At 48.1% G+C, this 14,874-nt stretch carries 13 protein-coding genes; 7 read left to right on the top strand and 6 right to left on the bottom strand.

Going from position 1 to position 14,874, the window contains the following annotated elements:
- Positions 1 to 37: 37 nt before the first annotated feature.
- Entirely contained in the window at positions 38 to 958 is a 921-nt protein-coding gene (locus ACQ5DJ_RS14585) for a proline dehydrogenase family protein (protein WP_429811897.1), read from the bottom strand.
- Between the two features lie 200 nt (positions 959 to 1,158).
- Between ACQ5DJ_RS14585 and ACQ5DJ_RS14580 the strand changes: the two genes are divergently transcribed.
- From ACQ5DJ_RS14580 to ACQ5DJ_RS14570, 3 genes are read left to right on the top strand one after another with little or no spacing between them, the layout of a single operon-like run.
- A complete protein-coding gene (locus ACQ5DJ_RS14580) occupies positions 1,159 to 2,889 on the top strand; it encodes a sigma-54 interaction domain-containing protein (RefSeq protein ID WP_429843098.1) in 1,731 nt (576 codons plus the stop codon).
- Positions 2,880 to 4,022, top strand: coding sequence for a winged helix-turn-helix domain-containing protein (locus ACQ5DJ_RS14575; RefSeq protein WP_429843097.1), 1,143 nt, complete (start codon positions 2,880 to 2,882; stop codon positions 4,020 to 4,022). Before ACQ5DJ_RS14580 ends, ACQ5DJ_RS14575 begins: the two co-directional genes overlap by 10 nt.
- Positions 4,023 to 4,079: 57 nt before the next feature.
- Entirely contained in the window at positions 4,080 to 5,336 is a 1,257-nt protein-coding gene (locus tag ACQ5DJ_RS14570) for an MFS transporter (protein ID WP_429843096.1), read from the top strand.
- Here the strand turns inward: ACQ5DJ_RS14570 and ACQ5DJ_RS14565 are convergent.
- Together ACQ5DJ_RS14565 and ACQ5DJ_RS14560 are read right to left on the bottom strand one after the other, a co-directional pair.
- The gene (locus ACQ5DJ_RS14565; protein WP_429843095.1) at positions 5,308 to 6,426 is read right to left on the bottom strand and encodes a PQQ-dependent sugar dehydrogenase; all 1,119 of its coding nucleotides are present in this window, start codon (positions 6,424 to 6,426) and stop codon (positions 5,308 to 5,310) included. The genes ACQ5DJ_RS14570 and ACQ5DJ_RS14565 overlap by 29 nt on opposite strands.
- A gap of 405 nt (positions 6,427 to 6,831) precedes the next feature.
- Complete coding sequence (locus ACQ5DJ_RS14560; RefSeq protein ID WP_429843094.1) at positions 6,832 to 7,452, bottom strand: PilZ domain-containing protein; 621 nt, start codon at positions 7,450 to 7,452, stop codon at positions 6,832 to 6,834.
- 119 nt (positions 7,453 to 7,571) lie between these two features.
- On the opposite strand from ACQ5DJ_RS14560, the gene ACQ5DJ_RS14555 reads away from it, so the two are divergent.
- The gene (locus tag ACQ5DJ_RS14555) at positions 7,572 to 7,745 is read left to right on the top strand and encodes a YlaF family protein (RefSeq protein ID WP_007722723.1); all 174 of its coding nucleotides are present in this window, start codon (positions 7,572 to 7,574) and stop codon (positions 7,743 to 7,745) included.
- Between the two features lie 11 nt (positions 7,746 to 7,756).
- Here ACQ5DJ_RS14555 and ACQ5DJ_RS14550 read toward each other — a convergent pair whose 3' ends face one another.
- From ACQ5DJ_RS14550 to ACQ5DJ_RS14540, 3 genes are all read right to left on the bottom strand, one after another.
- Complete coding sequence (locus tag ACQ5DJ_RS14550) at positions 7,757 to 8,812, bottom strand: tetraprenyl-beta-curcumene synthase family protein (RefSeq protein ID WP_429843093.1); 1,056 nt, start codon at positions 8,810 to 8,812, stop codon at positions 7,757 to 7,759.
- 121 nt (positions 8,813 to 8,933) lie between these two features.
- Positions 8,934 to 9,872 (bottom strand): response regulator, encoded by a 939-nt coding sequence (locus ACQ5DJ_RS14545; protein ID WP_429843092.1) that lies wholly within the window; start codon positions 9,870 to 9,872, stop codon positions 8,934 to 8,936.
- 4 nt (positions 9,873 to 9,876) lie between these two features.
- A complete protein-coding gene (locus tag ACQ5DJ_RS14540) occupies positions 9,877 to 11,160 on the bottom strand; it encodes an ATP-binding protein (RefSeq protein ID WP_429843091.1) in 1,284 nt (427 codons plus the stop codon).
- A 166-nt stretch (positions 11,161 to 11,326) separates the two neighbouring features.
- Between ACQ5DJ_RS14540 and ACQ5DJ_RS14535 the strand changes: the two genes are divergently transcribed.
- Genes ACQ5DJ_RS14535 through ACQ5DJ_RS14525 form a run of 3 tightly spaced genes read left to right on the top strand, consistent with a single transcriptional unit; the run spans position 11,327 to position 14,800 of the window.
- Positions 11,327 to 12,313, top strand: a complete 987-nt coding sequence (locus ACQ5DJ_RS14535; RefSeq protein ID WP_429843090.1) for a TAXI family TRAP transporter solute-binding subunit — start codon at positions 11,327 to 11,329, stop codon at positions 12,311 to 12,313.
- A gap of 6 nt (positions 12,314 to 12,319) precedes the next feature.
- Complete coding sequence (locus tag ACQ5DJ_RS14530; RefSeq protein ID WP_429843089.1) at positions 12,320 to 12,853, top strand: DUF1850 domain-containing protein; 534 nt, start codon at positions 12,320 to 12,322, stop codon at positions 12,851 to 12,853.
- Entirely contained in the window at positions 12,854 to 14,800 is a 1,947-nt protein-coding gene (locus ACQ5DJ_RS14525) for a TRAP transporter permease (RefSeq protein ID WP_429843088.1), read from the top strand. It abuts the gene before it with no gap.
- Positions 14,801 to 14,874: the final 74 nt, after the last annotated feature.

The following is a 14,874-nucleotide window of genomic DNA, read 5'->3' as shown; positions in this document are numbered from 1 at the left end:
GAGAATCTCCGAAGGTGTCAAGTATACTTCGCAAAACTTATTTCGTAAACATCCCTTTGAGAACAAATTTTACGTTTGCCGGACTTTCTGCCAAACGGCGCATGAAATATCCGTACCAGTCGTTTCCATACGGTACATAAACACGCATTTTATAGCCTTCGCGAGCCAAGTCAATTTGGGACTGTGTGCGAATGCCATACAACATTTGGAATTCAAACTGTGTGCGCGGGATATTGTGTTCCTTTTCCAGCTTTTTCACAAAATCAATGATGCTGTCATCATGCGTTGCCACAGCAGCGTACCCGCCGTTCAACAGATGCTGCTTGATGATTTTTTTGTAGTTCTCATCTACATCTGGCTTGTTCGGGTAAGCGACTTCAGGAGACTCCTTGTAAGCTCCTTTTACGAGACGGAAGTTCACTTTTTTGTCCTTCAGACTATCGATATCGTCCGATGCTTTGTAGAGATACGCCTGAATAACGGTTCCAACGTTGTCGTACTCTTGCAGTAATTCGTTCAGAATCTCCATGGTCACGTGATTGTGTGCATAGTCCTCCATGTCGATACGCACGAAAATGTTTCCGTTTTTCTTAGCCGAATCCAAAATGCGTCTCATGTTGTCCATGCAGAGCTCACGGCTGATGTCCAGACCAAGTGAAGTCATTTTCAACGAGAGATTACAATCGACACTAGATTGGTGAATCGCTTCCAACGTTTTGATGCAATAGTCAGCAGACTCGTTTGCTTCCTCGACGCTGAACACGAATTCGCCCAGATGATCCAGCGTGCACACAAGGCCTTGCTGGTTCAGCTTACGTACGGCGCTAATTGCCTCCGCAATGGTTTGACCGGATACAAAGCGACTCGCTCCAAAGCGCAGACCCCACTTTTTCGCGGCAGAATTTAAGGTTTTGTTTTTGGATAAAAATAGAAAGAAATCCTTCATAGCTTGTTCCATCGTTGACTGTCTCCTCCTCAACGTACTCTGCCACTTCTACTAGCATGAACCGTGCCAACTTATTCTCGTAAGCGCTATCGTGATGTCTAAACGACATTTTCAACACATATGTACATTGCGTGTCTATTCTTGTACACTTCTGATTAGATGTACAACAGGGACGATCGCTTTTCCTGTTAGTTTGGATAAGAGGTGACAATTTGAAACCGTTATTTTCGCTGGACAGTACACTCTCTTCCTTTGCGATTCCGATTCCACCGGATATTGTCAAAATACGCACAGGTGAATCTGTAGGTGAATGGGTTGATAAGGAACGAAAAGGCAGAGTCGTCATCGTCTCTCCTACAACTACGCTCGAACAATCTATCAGCCACATTCTCGCTGGCCCAGGCGTTTCCGATCTGCCGACACTCGTCATCGTGGATGAACAAGGGACTGCGACGGGAATGGTTGAGCCATACCAGCTCATGACTGCCTTTGTCGTGTTGACCCAAAACCAGTCTGCCCTGCTCAGTACCTTGATGGATACGATGAGTGAGGCCGTCACTATCGTGGACTCCCGCAACGTTGTCCAACACTGGAATCGGGCAGCAGAAACTATCTATGAAATCAATCGCGAGCAAGTCGTCGGAACTTCTCTCGATGAACACTTCGCTAGTGAATCGATCCGCCTGCTCGATGCGCTGCGTCAAGGGACATCTGTTCAACGTGTCTATCATATTCCTCGTCCTGATAGTCATGTACTCATTAATGCGGCACCGATTCGCCGCGAGGGTGAAATTATCGGCGCGATTTCCATTGAACAGGATATTACTGAGCTGGTTCGTCTCAATGAAGAATTAGCACATACGACCGCCCATCTCCACAATTTGCAGCAAGAGATGAGTCGGTTTCAGGCAGCAGACGATCCTTTTTATGCGATCAAGGGGCATTCCGCCTCGATTCAATCCGCTATTGGTTCCGCAAAGAAAGTGGCGCAGACGGATGCGACTGTGCTGATTTATGGGGAAAGCGGCGTTGGGAAAGAACTGTTTGCCAAAGCGATTCATCAGGCAAGTCGCCGACATGAGAAACCTTTTATCGCGATCAACTGCGGTGCCATTCCTGCTGCTCTGTTCGAAAGTGAGCTGTTTGGTTATCAGGGCGGTGCTTTTACTGGAGCCGAGAAAAAAGGCAAGCCTGGCAAGCTGGAGCTGGCCCATGGTGGGACGCTTTTCCTCGATGAAATTGGGGAGCTGCCGCTAGAGTTGCAGGTCAAGCTTCTTCGTGCCTTACAGGAACGGCAGTTTTACCGCGTTGGCGGAACAGAGCCGATCACCGTCAACACACGGATCGTAGCGGCGACAAACAGACAGCTGGAGCAAATGGTTACAGACGGTCGTTTTCGCGAGGATTTGTATTATCGGCTGAACGTCTTTTCTCTGGAAATTCCGCCGCTGCGCGAGCGACGCGAAGATTTGCCAGAACTCGTGCAAATTTTCATTCATGAGTATTCCGTGGCCCATGACCACTCTGTACCACGCATCTCTCCAGAGGTCATGCAAGCGTTGTACGAATACAACTGGCCTGGGAACATCCGACAGCTTCGCAACGTCATCGAACGTCTGTCGATCCTGCAAGAAAACGGCGTTATTTTGCCTGAGCATCTGCCGTCTGTCATTCGCAGCCACGCAGAACCCACACACGTCTCTGTGCACACACCGATTGGGGGAACGTATGCACCGCCGACTCCAACACCACCGTCAATCATACGTCCGTCGATTGCGTACACTTCTCCCCCTGCGAACGAAAAAGAACGCATTCTGGCAGCGTTGGAGCGCACATACGGCAACAAAAAGGCAGCAGCCGAGCTTCTCGGCGTATCTCGCGGCACCCTTTACAATAAAATGAAGAAGTTCAATATAAACGAGGAGTCTTTCAAATGGGATTGATCACATGGTCGGATGATACGTATCAAATCCATTATGCCGGGGAAACGATTGTCCTTTTGCCGAAGGAATACGCTTTGTTTCAATTTCTGTACACGTGGAAAAACCGGGCCTTTTCACGGAGTGATCTCCTGGATCGCGTCTGGCCGCTGGAAGAGCCTACTGACCGTACTGTCGACGATCACATTTACCGCTTGCGGAAAAAATTACAAAAGTGGTCTCATCTGCTCACGATTGATACGGTCCGAGGAGTAGGCTATCGGGTTACGCTAAAAGAGCAACAATTACCGAGTCCGGCGGCTTTAAACAGCGATTTCTCCGCGAACATCCAGAAGATGCTAACCACTTACCACGGCATGGGTATGGGGGCCGCTTTGCAAACACTCTATGCGAATCAGCAAGTGCTTGGCTTCCAGATGGACTCTTTTTACGCTACCTATCTGCGGTTTGTTGTCGGTGACTTCAGCTGGTTTATCGAGGATCAAGCTACACCTAAGTCAGACAAACTGTTCTATTGGTACCATTTGTACTATATGACACAATTGGACGCACAAAAGACACTCGAAGTTTTTGAATGGGCAATGAAAAATTTGGATAGCATGCCTACTTCTTTTCAGGATGAGATGAAAATCAATGCAGTCGGTGTATACACTCACGCAAAGCAATGGGAGCGAGCCAAAAAACAGCTGTTACCCGCTAGAGAGGTTGTCGAACGAGTCAATTCACCTGGTTTCCAACTCTTTCTTCAAGCGGAAGAAGCCTTCCTGTATCTACTGATGGGTCAGGTAAATGAAGCGGAGGAAGTGATTCAACGCTCAAATGACATCTTGCAGACACTCCCCATGCAGCGTGAGCTCGGCAGCTTCACCATTACACGCGGGCTTTGCTTGTACCATCGCCAGGAGATTACCAAAGCTCGCCGCGTGGTCGACGAAGGCATCGAAGTCGTCCGTGCCACCAAGTTCGTCCCTCACCTGATTTATGCTATACAAAGTATTTTGTTGTTCTTCAGGAACTTCGGCTATGATGCAGAATGGGAGCGCAAATACCAGAAAATCTGGACGGAATTATCCGAAGAGTATAAGTTCGAATACTTGCAGAAAAAAATTCGTGCCATCATCTCATCGACTATCTGATATTCCTCTGACAAATCCCTTTTATCATCGAGTTAACAGATCGATGGAGGGATTTCTTTGTTAAAGGAAAATAGAACGTTTCGCACACTGTTCATCTCTTACGGACTGTCCACGCTTGGCGATTGGTTTGATTTTATTGCGGTATCCATCCTGTTGGGATTTGTGTGGAAGGTTGATCCGATGACGATGGCCCTCCTGCCGGTTGCCTATGCGGCTCCAAGCATTTTGCTCGGGCAGTTTGCCGGGGTGCTTGCAGACCGCGTGAACAAGGTACGTATGATCATGACCATGAATATCATTCAGGCTGCTCTTACTCTGCTCCTGCTTGCCATGCCTACTCCGCTCTGGTTCCTAGTGGTCATTGCCCTGCGATCAGGTGCCTCTGTCTTCAATGATCCGGCGCAACAGACCTTGACGCGTCAAATCGTACCTGAGAATCAATTATTACAAGCCTCTGCCTTGAATGGAGCCGTATACCAGATGGGGAAATTGATCGGTCCACTTGCCGGAGGATTGGTAGCGGCCGTTTTTGCACCTGCGATTTGTCTGATGATTAATGCTTCGACATTCCTTCTCTCTACTGGATTTCTGTTCACGATTCGTAAAGTGGAGAATAGGTTGTCACGTACTTCCGTAGAAGAGCAGCCTCTCCCTTACCGTCTAGCATGGCAAGAGGGCTGGCGGATCTTTTTGCAAAACCGTGTCCTATTGTTCAGCACGATCTTCGCAACTATTACTTCATTGGCGATTCAATTGGCGGATACACAATTTCCTGTGATCTTCCGCGAGAAGCTGCCTGACAATCCGGAAATGCTCGGGTTTACAGTCAGTGTCATTGGATTAGGCGCACTTGTTACAGTCACCTGGCTACATCGCTTAAAAGAAATTCGTTCCTACGGGTGGGTGCTGGGCGGTGGCGTTTTGCTCATCGGAATTAGTTTTTCGTGGATTGGATTTTTCCAGCCGGGTGATGGCATGTATTGGCTGCTGATTCCCGCTATATTGGCTGGAATCGGAACTGGTCTGACTTCGGTCGGCGCCAATTATCTAGTCCAAAAAGAAAGCCCCCCACAAGCACTGGGCCGCGTGAGGGGAATTATCGATTCATTGACGAGCGCCACTTTCATTATTGCTCCGTTGCTCGGTGGCGTCATTATGACCATCTGGGGTCCAAACACTGCTTTTTTATGGGTCGGAATGTTAATCGCTTCGATTGGCGGAGGCGCTGTTCTCTTACAACAATGGATTTGGGGGAAAAGAACAAAAGACGTGGCTGTTGTTACCGCTAATGCTGGATCGGAACGAGTCGGATAATTTTATCGTCCCCTTCTCTCGGATTTCCACGACCATCGCGGTTGTTAGTCAACATATAGAGTGTGCCGTCTTTTCCTTCGACCACATCGCGCAACCGTCCGAACTCGTCTTGGAACAAAGTAGTAGCCTTCAATACCGTATCAGGTCGAGTAGCGTCTAAGGTAATTTTCTGAAGCTGCTCACCCCTGAGGTTCGCTACGAGCAGTTGTCCTTTCCAAGGCCCTTTGGATACAAACGTCATACCAGAAGGAGCCCATGTCGTATCACCGCTTTGCAGGAGGGGGGTTTTCATCCCCTCTTTTTGCTGTTCACCGAAAATGACCGGCCAGCCGTAATTTGCGCCTGGCTCGATCCGATTGATCTCATCATGTGCAGTCTGGCCGTGCTCCGAGCTATAGAGTATCCCTGTATCCGGATACCATGCGATGCCTTGCGGATTGCGATGTCCATAGCTGTATACAGGTGAGCCGGAAAAAGGATTGTCGGCAGGAATCGTTCCATCCAGATTGATGCGCAAAATTTTTCCTGCGAGACTTGCCCGATCTTGTGCAATCATCGGCTCATGCGCATCGCCTGTCGTAATATAAAGATGCTGATCCGGACCGATTTTGATCCGTCCTCCGTTGTGGATCGAGCTTCCCGGGATTTTGTCGAGGAGTACCTTGTCAATCTGTGCGGTATTGTTTGCTTCTCGCAGTCGCAGGACACGATTGAAAGTAGCCTCTCCCTCTTTGTAAGTATGGTAAACGTACAAGTAGTGGTTATTCGCAAAATCAGGATCGAGCACAAGGCCCAACAGCCCGCCCTCTCCCTCGCTTATGAACGGGGCAGGGAATGAGATGAGCGGCTCCGGCAGCAGCTTGCCTGACTGGATCACTCTCACTCTTCCTGGTCGCTCTGTGAAAAAGATTCGACCATCCGAGGCTATATCTATCGCCCAAGGCACATCCAATTGATCAACTAATACCTCCATCCGATATGGAAGTGTTTGTTGAGCTGGCTGCGACTCTGGAGCAGGATTCGCCTCGCAGGCCACAACCGGCATACTCAAGATCAAGGTAAGCACACATAGCATCCATTTTTTCCACATCTCACGTTTTCCTCCCTGTGCGATTTGTCCAGTAGGAACCAGGCAGCATTTTAGACAGTGTTTCGCGAATGTACGCTTATGTTCCTTTTTTATGCCTTTTCAAATGTTGACTGAAGCCGCGTAGGAAGAAGCGGATTTCCAGTCCAAGCGCCTCTGGAGCCCAACCCAGCGAAGGAATGAATGTCGGGGGTTTTCAGCTTCACTTATGATATACTCCCTTGAAACTTCAACGTTTGAAGCGCTCCCGACATTCATTCCGTAGTGGACAGTCCCCGCCTCCCCGCAGGGCGTAGGCCGAAGTGCAGACTGGAAATCCGCTTCTTCCCTCCCCTACAGCCACTCCAATCTCACCAGCCAAAAAGGCAAAAAAAAATTGGTCCCCATTGAACCAATTCACGAAAAGACCTACTCGATTTTCACTTGTCTTCGTTCCTCGATTTGTCGATGCAAAATGTACTTTCGCAAATTATGAAAATGACGTGCATTGATTCCTTTGATCGTACAGCCGTAAAAATAGTTCGGACCCTCTATTCGTTCATGAATGATAACCAGGTCAGTTTTTACTACCCCATCTGGGCGATTGCGACCATACAATTCAAAGGAAAAAACAATTTGCTGATCCGCAGGAATATGTTTGTCTGAGCGGAATGCCAAGCCTCCCAGGCTCAAATTCACCAAGTACACCATTTGACTATAAACGGAAAAAAATGAGTCTGGCTCCTGCGTCGGATACTGAATCCAACCCTTAACCTCCATGTCGAAACGGGGATAGCGTCTGCGCTGTTCCCGAAACTCAGTAGCTGTTGGAGAGTGGAACAAAAACAAGCGATTTTTGTCTTTAGCCACGACTACGGCTTCAAACGTATTGATCGTTTCATAATCAGCCGTCAATAGACAAGGGATCTGATCCCCTACAGTGACATCCAATGGGCTGGGAAATACGGCTTCGATCAAGTCCCCTTCTTCATAGGTAACATGACCTTCTATCACTCGATTTCCTTTTCTAATTTGTATTATGCTTTCCATCTGCGTTCTCCACCACTTCGCACAAATATATTACCGGGATTTCCGAAATCTTTACCTGGATGCTTTTCGCGGAAAATAAGGTATAATGGGAACATTGACAGATAGGAGGTTACAGACCGATGAATCGTTATCAATTGGTAACACTGGCTTTGGCATTTTTGGTAACCGCCTGTCTCATCGGAGTTGGCATTGCCATTGGGGAAAAAAGCCCCCTCGGTATCCTTGGCTGTATCGTTGTTGCCTTCTCGTTGATGGGATTTGGCTTTTCGTACAAGCGCAAGCATATGCGCTAACCTCTTCTCCGTTATCGCCGTACAAGTAAACTGTTCACATAAAACAGGACAGAGGGCAAGCCCTTCGCCTGCTTCAGCAGTTGTCTAGCGATAGTATAAATGTGTGGCTGGCTCCGATTCACCTTGCGATCCGCGAGATAAAACGCGACTAGCCCGTCCACGATCATACGGTGAAATGCAGGATTTGGCAAGCGTTTAACGCTTGCCTTTGCTTGTTCTATGAAAAGCTTCAAGCGTTCAGTCGCTATCCGTTCCGAATCGTAATAGCTCACAAAATTTAAATCTCCACCCATTTTATCTTCTTCCAGGTCAATTAAATAGTCTAATAAAATATGTAACCCGCACAGCCATGGAAAGTAAGCTTCACTTACCGTTTGAATTTGCTCTTCCCCTACATCTGGATCAGTCGCCAAGCAAAAAAGAGCGAATATCCCGATAGTCGAGCCTGTGACAGCCGCAAATTCTTGCCAGTGCAAATCGTGATAGCGTTCCTTATACTGATCCCACCACGTCAACAAGTGATCCTCGCGCAAATGGTGAGCAATGTGCTTGTATACTTGCAAATCGCTATACAAACAAGAAAACTCGAGTACCTTTGCCTGGATTTTTTCATAGGCTGGCAATTGTGCGACATGCTGTTGACATGTCTGAACCAGCCCAGCCAAAAAGCCGCCGTCATCTTTATCCTCGCGGTACAAATAATAGTCTCGCAACGGAGCGCCCGGCGTCAGTGCATCCTGCATCGACACGTGAAGCTGACGGAAGTCTTGCGGATCTAATGACGTGCTGCGATCACACAGATTATCCAAGTAGTCACTGATCGTTTGGTAGGCGACAATCAGCGGGACAATTGTTTCTACATACGGGATGACCTGTGCTGCATAAACACATCCCCCTTGGCAGTGAAACTTTTTGGAATCCATACTGTCTTGTGCCTGTTTTCTCAACTCGGGATTGGGAATCGCCTGTGCTTTTTTGTACCAGGCCGCAAACTCTCGCTCCAGAACAGGTTGTACATGACGATAAACTCGGTAAAGTAGCTGCCATGGATTACGTAGTTCGCTCACTTATTTCCCTCCCAAAACAAATGTAAACGGAGGCATTCCCAAGCTTTTATCAGCTTACATCGAAGCCCTCGCTCATGACCAATAAAAATATCTTATCACATTTGGATGCCCACTCCAAAAGTCAGCCCTGAAATACACCAATTCGTCTTTTTGACTCCATATAGAGTACAAAAATAAACTTTTTGGTATTGATACGAGTAGAAGAGATCGTCATTTCCATCTGATTCTCCAGCTCTAGCATGCGTTTTCGCACCTCGGTAAAATCAAAGAATGTGGTCGCGTAGCTCTCGAATTTGGGATTGCTGTAATCGGTTAGCCCGAGGGAAGCCAGATGGGTTAATGCCTGATAAATGGCTCTGCGAACCCGTTGCTCAGCGGCCTTCGTTTCCTTTTGGATCAGGACAGTCACTCCCTTCCCCAGCTTGCGGGCAGCAATCGCCCCAAAAATATCGCGTAAAGGTGGGAGATTCACTTCCTTATCCCTTTCCTTCTCCCAGTGATACAACCACTCCATCATGTCGAGTAAATCTTTGCTGCCTTTTTCGCTAATCATCCCCAGATCGGTTAAGAGAAACCGTGCGGAAGACAAGATGCCTTTTTCAGGATACGTTGCTTCTTTTGGAAGAGCTGCCGTCACGTTCATACTGCCGGACAAGACGGAAAGTGACTGCTGAATACCCTCGATGGATTGCTGCAGCAATATGCGTTCCCGTACCTTTTGCAGAACACTGATGACCTCCCGCCGATTCACAGGTTTGGTCACGTAGTATTCGATCCCTGTCGCATACGCCTCAGCGATTATCTCCTTCGTTTCGATTTGCGAGATCATGACAATCTTGCCTGTAAAACGCCTCAGTTGGCGCACTGTTTCAATGCCATCTCGATTCGGCATCAAAAGATCAATCAACAAAATGTCTACTTGCTTCCAATTCAAAAAATCGTGGTCAATCTGTGAGCCATCCTCTGCTTCCCCGCATATCTCTCCCAAATCAGCATCCTCAATGATCTGAGCGAGCATGAATCGAATCGCCGGATCGTCGTCCACGATGAAGTAGCGCATTAGGTCACCCTTTCTGAATCAGAGTTGCGATTGGCAGGCGAATGCAAAATTGTGTGGTTTGTCCGCACGAGACCTCGGCTATATCAATCTTTCCTTGGAGACTGTCTGTCACTTCCTTTACGTATGAAAGTCCTATCCCCGTGGAAGGCCTGCCTGATACGTCGTATTTGGTCGTGAATCCAGGCATGAACAAGAGCTCCTTGTCCTCCACTACAATGCCTGGCCCATCATCGGTCACATCAAAATGAATCCACTCCTGACTCTCGTCAATCGAAGCAACGATCGAGACCATCCCCCGGTCGCGGATTGCTTCAACACTGTTGCCGACCAGATTGTTGATGAGTGAGAGTGTCGTGTAAATGTGGCAAGCGAGATAGGGCATCTCCACATTCGTTTCAAACTGAATGTCCTTCTCCAACAGTCTCGCGTACTTTCGTTGTGCCTGCACGATAATGGCAATCAATTCTCCCAGGGGCATATAATCTCGTTCGTTCTCGTCAGAAATCAGCTTGGAAAGGCCTGCATATATTCGTTGATTGTCCTTTTTCACTTCATGCACTTGTCCGGCAAGGGACAGCAGCCGCTTCGCATATCGCTTACTGGTCCCATCCTTGTGCTCCACCTCGTTCATCTCGCGATACAGCTCATAGCTGCTGCGCGTGATTTCCTCAACTTGATGCAATGTCTTCTTTAGATGAACAGATTCCTCGTACAAATTGGAAATGAGCATCAACATCTGCTCGTTTCGATTGCGCTGTTGTTTTTCCATCCATTTCGCCTGACGCAGCTGAATCATATTGAAAAAACTAAGGACAAAAAAACTGCGTATCAAAGCAATGACGGCAATCGGCCCTATGACCTTCAGCTGATAGACTCCTTCCCAGGATACAGCACGAAAGGACAGCTCTACCAAGTTAGCAGCTATTTCTGAGACCGTCCCCAACAGTCCCACCCAAAGCGGCCGATGATGTAGTGTATTAACGCGAAAGAGCGAGAATAGACAAGCAAAGGTAGCATAATAGCAAAAGGCGGGGAAATGCATCTGAAGAGAAGGCAGAAACGAAAAGACATCTCCATACAAGAAATCTAAGACTATTCTAAATAGAACAACAATTAATCCAGTTACTATCCCTGCCAAGAAAGAAGGACGCAGCCACAATAAAAAAAAGAAAAAAGCCGTTGTACCAAAGCTAATGCGGAAATCATCTTGAAACGGGTGGAATTTGAGCTCCCCGGCAATCGGGACAGCAATGAGCATAAGCAGCAGGATCGAAATGGTCTCTCTCATAAAATGTTGCCCGCACTTCCTCATAAGAAGTTGTTCAAAAAATTCGTTACGTTTATTTCTTAGTTTACTATATTTTTCTATAGATTTTTGTAGTTTTTTATAGACCTCCCCTTACAATGCCGAAGAAAGCTACAAAAACAGAACATTCGGACTAGGGGGAATTATCTTGAGTAATCGTCATTTTCTTCTCTCGCTCACACTGCTTCTGTCCATGTCGCTCATGACGGCATGTGGTGGCGGCAACTCTTCACAAGGAAGTACAGGTGGAGGAGGCGCCGATCCCGCCCAATTAATTATTGCAACAGGCGGTACAGGCGGCACTTATTTCCCACTCGGTGGCGGCATGGCTGACCATATAACGAAAAACGCTGGCATCACTGCTACAGCACAAGCCACAGGCGCTTCAGCAGAAAACATTCGCCTCCTTCGTGATAAAAAGGCGGACATCGCCTTCACACAAAACGACATTGCCGAGTATGCGTCAAAGGGAACGAACATGTTCCAGCAAGATGGTAAAATGGATTCCTTCCAAGCCTTGGGCGCTCTCTACGATGAGACCATCCAAATCGTCGTCTCTGCCGACAGCAATATTAAAAGCGTTGCCGATTTGAAAGATAAACGCGTATCCGTAGGCGCTCCGGGAAGCGGCACAGAAGTGAACGCTCAGCAAATTCTAGAAGCATACGGCATGACCTTTGAAGACACCAAGCTCCAGCGCCTCTCCTTCGCTGACTCAGCCAAAGCCATTCAGGACGGTCAATTGGATGCTGCCTTCCAAACTGCCGGTACGCCTACCGCAGCAATTACGGAGCTGGCAGCGACAACTGGCGTAAAAATCATTCCCATTGATGCCGACAAAATCGATGCAATTATCGCCAAATACCCTTACTACGTGAAAACAACCGTCCCCGCCAATACGTACCAAACCGTTCCAGATGAAGTGACCACCGTCTCCGTCAAATCGATGCTTTTGATTCGCTCCGATCTTAGTGAAGGCCTCGTGTACAAAGTAACAAAGGCGATCTTTGAGAACAGCGACAAGCTCGGTCACGCCAAAGCCAAGGAAATCAAGCTGGAGAACGTGAAGAACGGCGTCAGCATCCCTGTTCACCCGGGTGCCCAAAAGTACTTTGACGAAAAAGGCGTGAAGTAAAGCCAGATGGTTTTTATCCAGGCAGTAACAAAGGGAAGAGGGCGGACGTTGTTCCGCCTTTTCTCCTTCTTTCTTCTCGTCATTGTCATTTATACGGGCATCTCCACTCCGCTGATTCCCACTCTGGTTATCCGGGATACACAGTCGAATCAGGTAGTTTGGAGTGCAAACATACAGAATGAAGCAGCTTTTGGCATCCGCTGGACTCATTCCATTCATCGCTCCACAATCGAAGAGCAATACCGGATTGTAGACGGTCAAATTATTTTGTCAGAGATGAGCTTTCACGACTACGGTATCGGTATGGAAAATGAATTGGCTCCTGGCGAGGAGCTAATTCTGGCCGATGGACGATTCCACATTCGCAATATGCAGCGCTCTTTTCCTGCCCTATGGCTATTTATCGGGCAAGTACGGGCTAATCATACGTTGCTTTTCGCTGGACAGGATATTCCGTTGAGCTTAATCGACAAGCCGGGAGGAGCCATCACGATTCAGGCAGAAAAGCGATCCATTCTGAGCGAGTTAGGAGGTTACTAGATGAGTACAACAACGAATATGAACCAGCAAGAGATGGATAAGCTGATCGCGCAATACGACAAGGAATCAGCCACACGCCAGCTCGCGGGTCCCATGAAGTGGATCTCTTTTGGTCTACTTGTCCTCTTCTCCCTGTACCAATTATCCAGCACGCTTTTCTTCACGCTGCCTCCCCAGATTCATCGTCCGATCCACTTGGCCTTCGGACTAGCACTTGTCTATTTGTTATATGCGGGGACATCCAAAGGCAACCATAACAAAATTGGAATCGCGAACATGATTCTCGCCTTGTTAGGGGTCTTCGTATCTCTGTATTGGGTCATTGACTACGAAGGACTCGTGACCCGAACAGGTAACTATACCACGATGGATATGGTAGTCGGCGGTATTGCCATCGTGCTCGTCCTAGAGGCTGCACGACGAGTGGTCGGAATTCCAATCGCTCTCATCGCCACTATTTTTCTTTTGTACACCTACTTCGGTCCTTACATGCCAGGCTTCTTAGAGCATCGCGGTAGTGATGTCGAGCGGATTATTGGGCACAGCTACTACACACTAGAAGGTATTCTCGGTACTCCGCTCGCCGTTTCCTCTACCTTCATCTTTTTGTTTGTGCTGTTTGGCGCGTTTCTCGAAAAAACAGGGGTCGGTGAGTACTTTAACGATTTGTCGCTGGTCATTGCAGGCAGACGAATCGGCGGCCCTGCCAAGGTGGCCGTTTTTTCCAGCGCCCTGCAAGGGACGATTAGCGGCAGCTCCGTTGCCAATGTCGTTACCTCCGGCGCCTTTACCATCCCAATGATGAAACGGCTCGGCTATCGTTCCGAATTTGCCGCGGCAGTGGAAGCCTCTTCCTCTACAGGTGGACAAATCATGCCGCCTGTCATGGGGGCTGCGGCCTTTTTGATGGCGGAGTTCATCGGCGTTCCTTATTTGGAAATCGCCAAATCAGCGATTCTTCCTGCGATTTTATTTTTCGTAGGCATCTGGATTATGACGCATTTCGAAGCAAAGCGACTCGGGTTACGCGGACTCTCCAAGGAAGAACTGCCGAACAAAAAAGAAGTTTTGAAAAAAATGTACTTGCTCCTCCCCATCGTGATCATTATTACCGCTTTGATGATGAACATATCAGCCGAGCGCTCCGCGATTATCGGCATCGTCTCCACCATTATCGTAGGCGCCTTCCGCAAAGAAACCCGCATGTCTATTGCTGATATTTTAGAAGCACTTGCCTCAGGTGCTAGAATGGCTCTCGGTGTCGTGGCCGCAACTGCGTGTGCCGGAATTATCGTCGGTACGATTACATTGACTGGGATCGGATTGAAGCTGGCAAACGGTTTGATTGATCTGGCTGGCGGTCAGCTTTTCCTTACGATGTTTTTCACGATGATCGCATCGCTTATCTTGGGCATGGGAACACCTACGACAGCGAACTACATCATCACTTCCACCATCGCTGCCCCTGCGCTTATTCAATTGGGTGTACCAGCTATCGCTGCGCACATGTTTACTTTCTACTTCGGCATCGTTGCAGACATCACGCCGCCGGTTGCGCTTGCTGCCTTTGCCGCATCAGGCATTGCCAAGTCAAAGCCGATTAAAACAGGTGTAGAATCCACGCGGTTATCGATTGCCGCCTTTATGGCTCCCTATATCTTCGTCGTTTCACCAGCATTACTACTGATTAATACCACCTTGCTGGAATCGATTTGGGTTATGCTTACTTCAACGCTTGGGATGATCGGGGTGGGAGCAGGGTTAATCGGCTACTGGATGTCCAAGCTAAACATCTTGGAGCGTATCCTCGCAGTTGCAGGTGGCGTGCTCGCGGTCATCCCTGGGATCGAAACGGATATCGCCGGTTTTATTTTGCTGGGGCTCGTTTTTTCCTTGTCGTATTACAAAGCTCGCAAGCAAAAACAATCTGTGCAAACGACGATGTAAGAAAACAAACAAAAACCCTCCCAAGCATTCGTTTCCTGTTGCCAGGAAGCTCTTTTGCCTAGGAGGGTTTTCTT

The organism is Brevibacillus sp. FIR094, assembly GCF_050477165.1.
In the GTDB taxonomy this organism is placed as follows: domain Bacteria; phylum Bacillota; class Bacilli; order Brevibacillales; family Brevibacillaceae; genus Brevibacillus.
The sequence above is the reverse complement of the archived record's forward strand: the minus strand, read 5'-3'. Positions and strand labels throughout refer to the sequence as shown.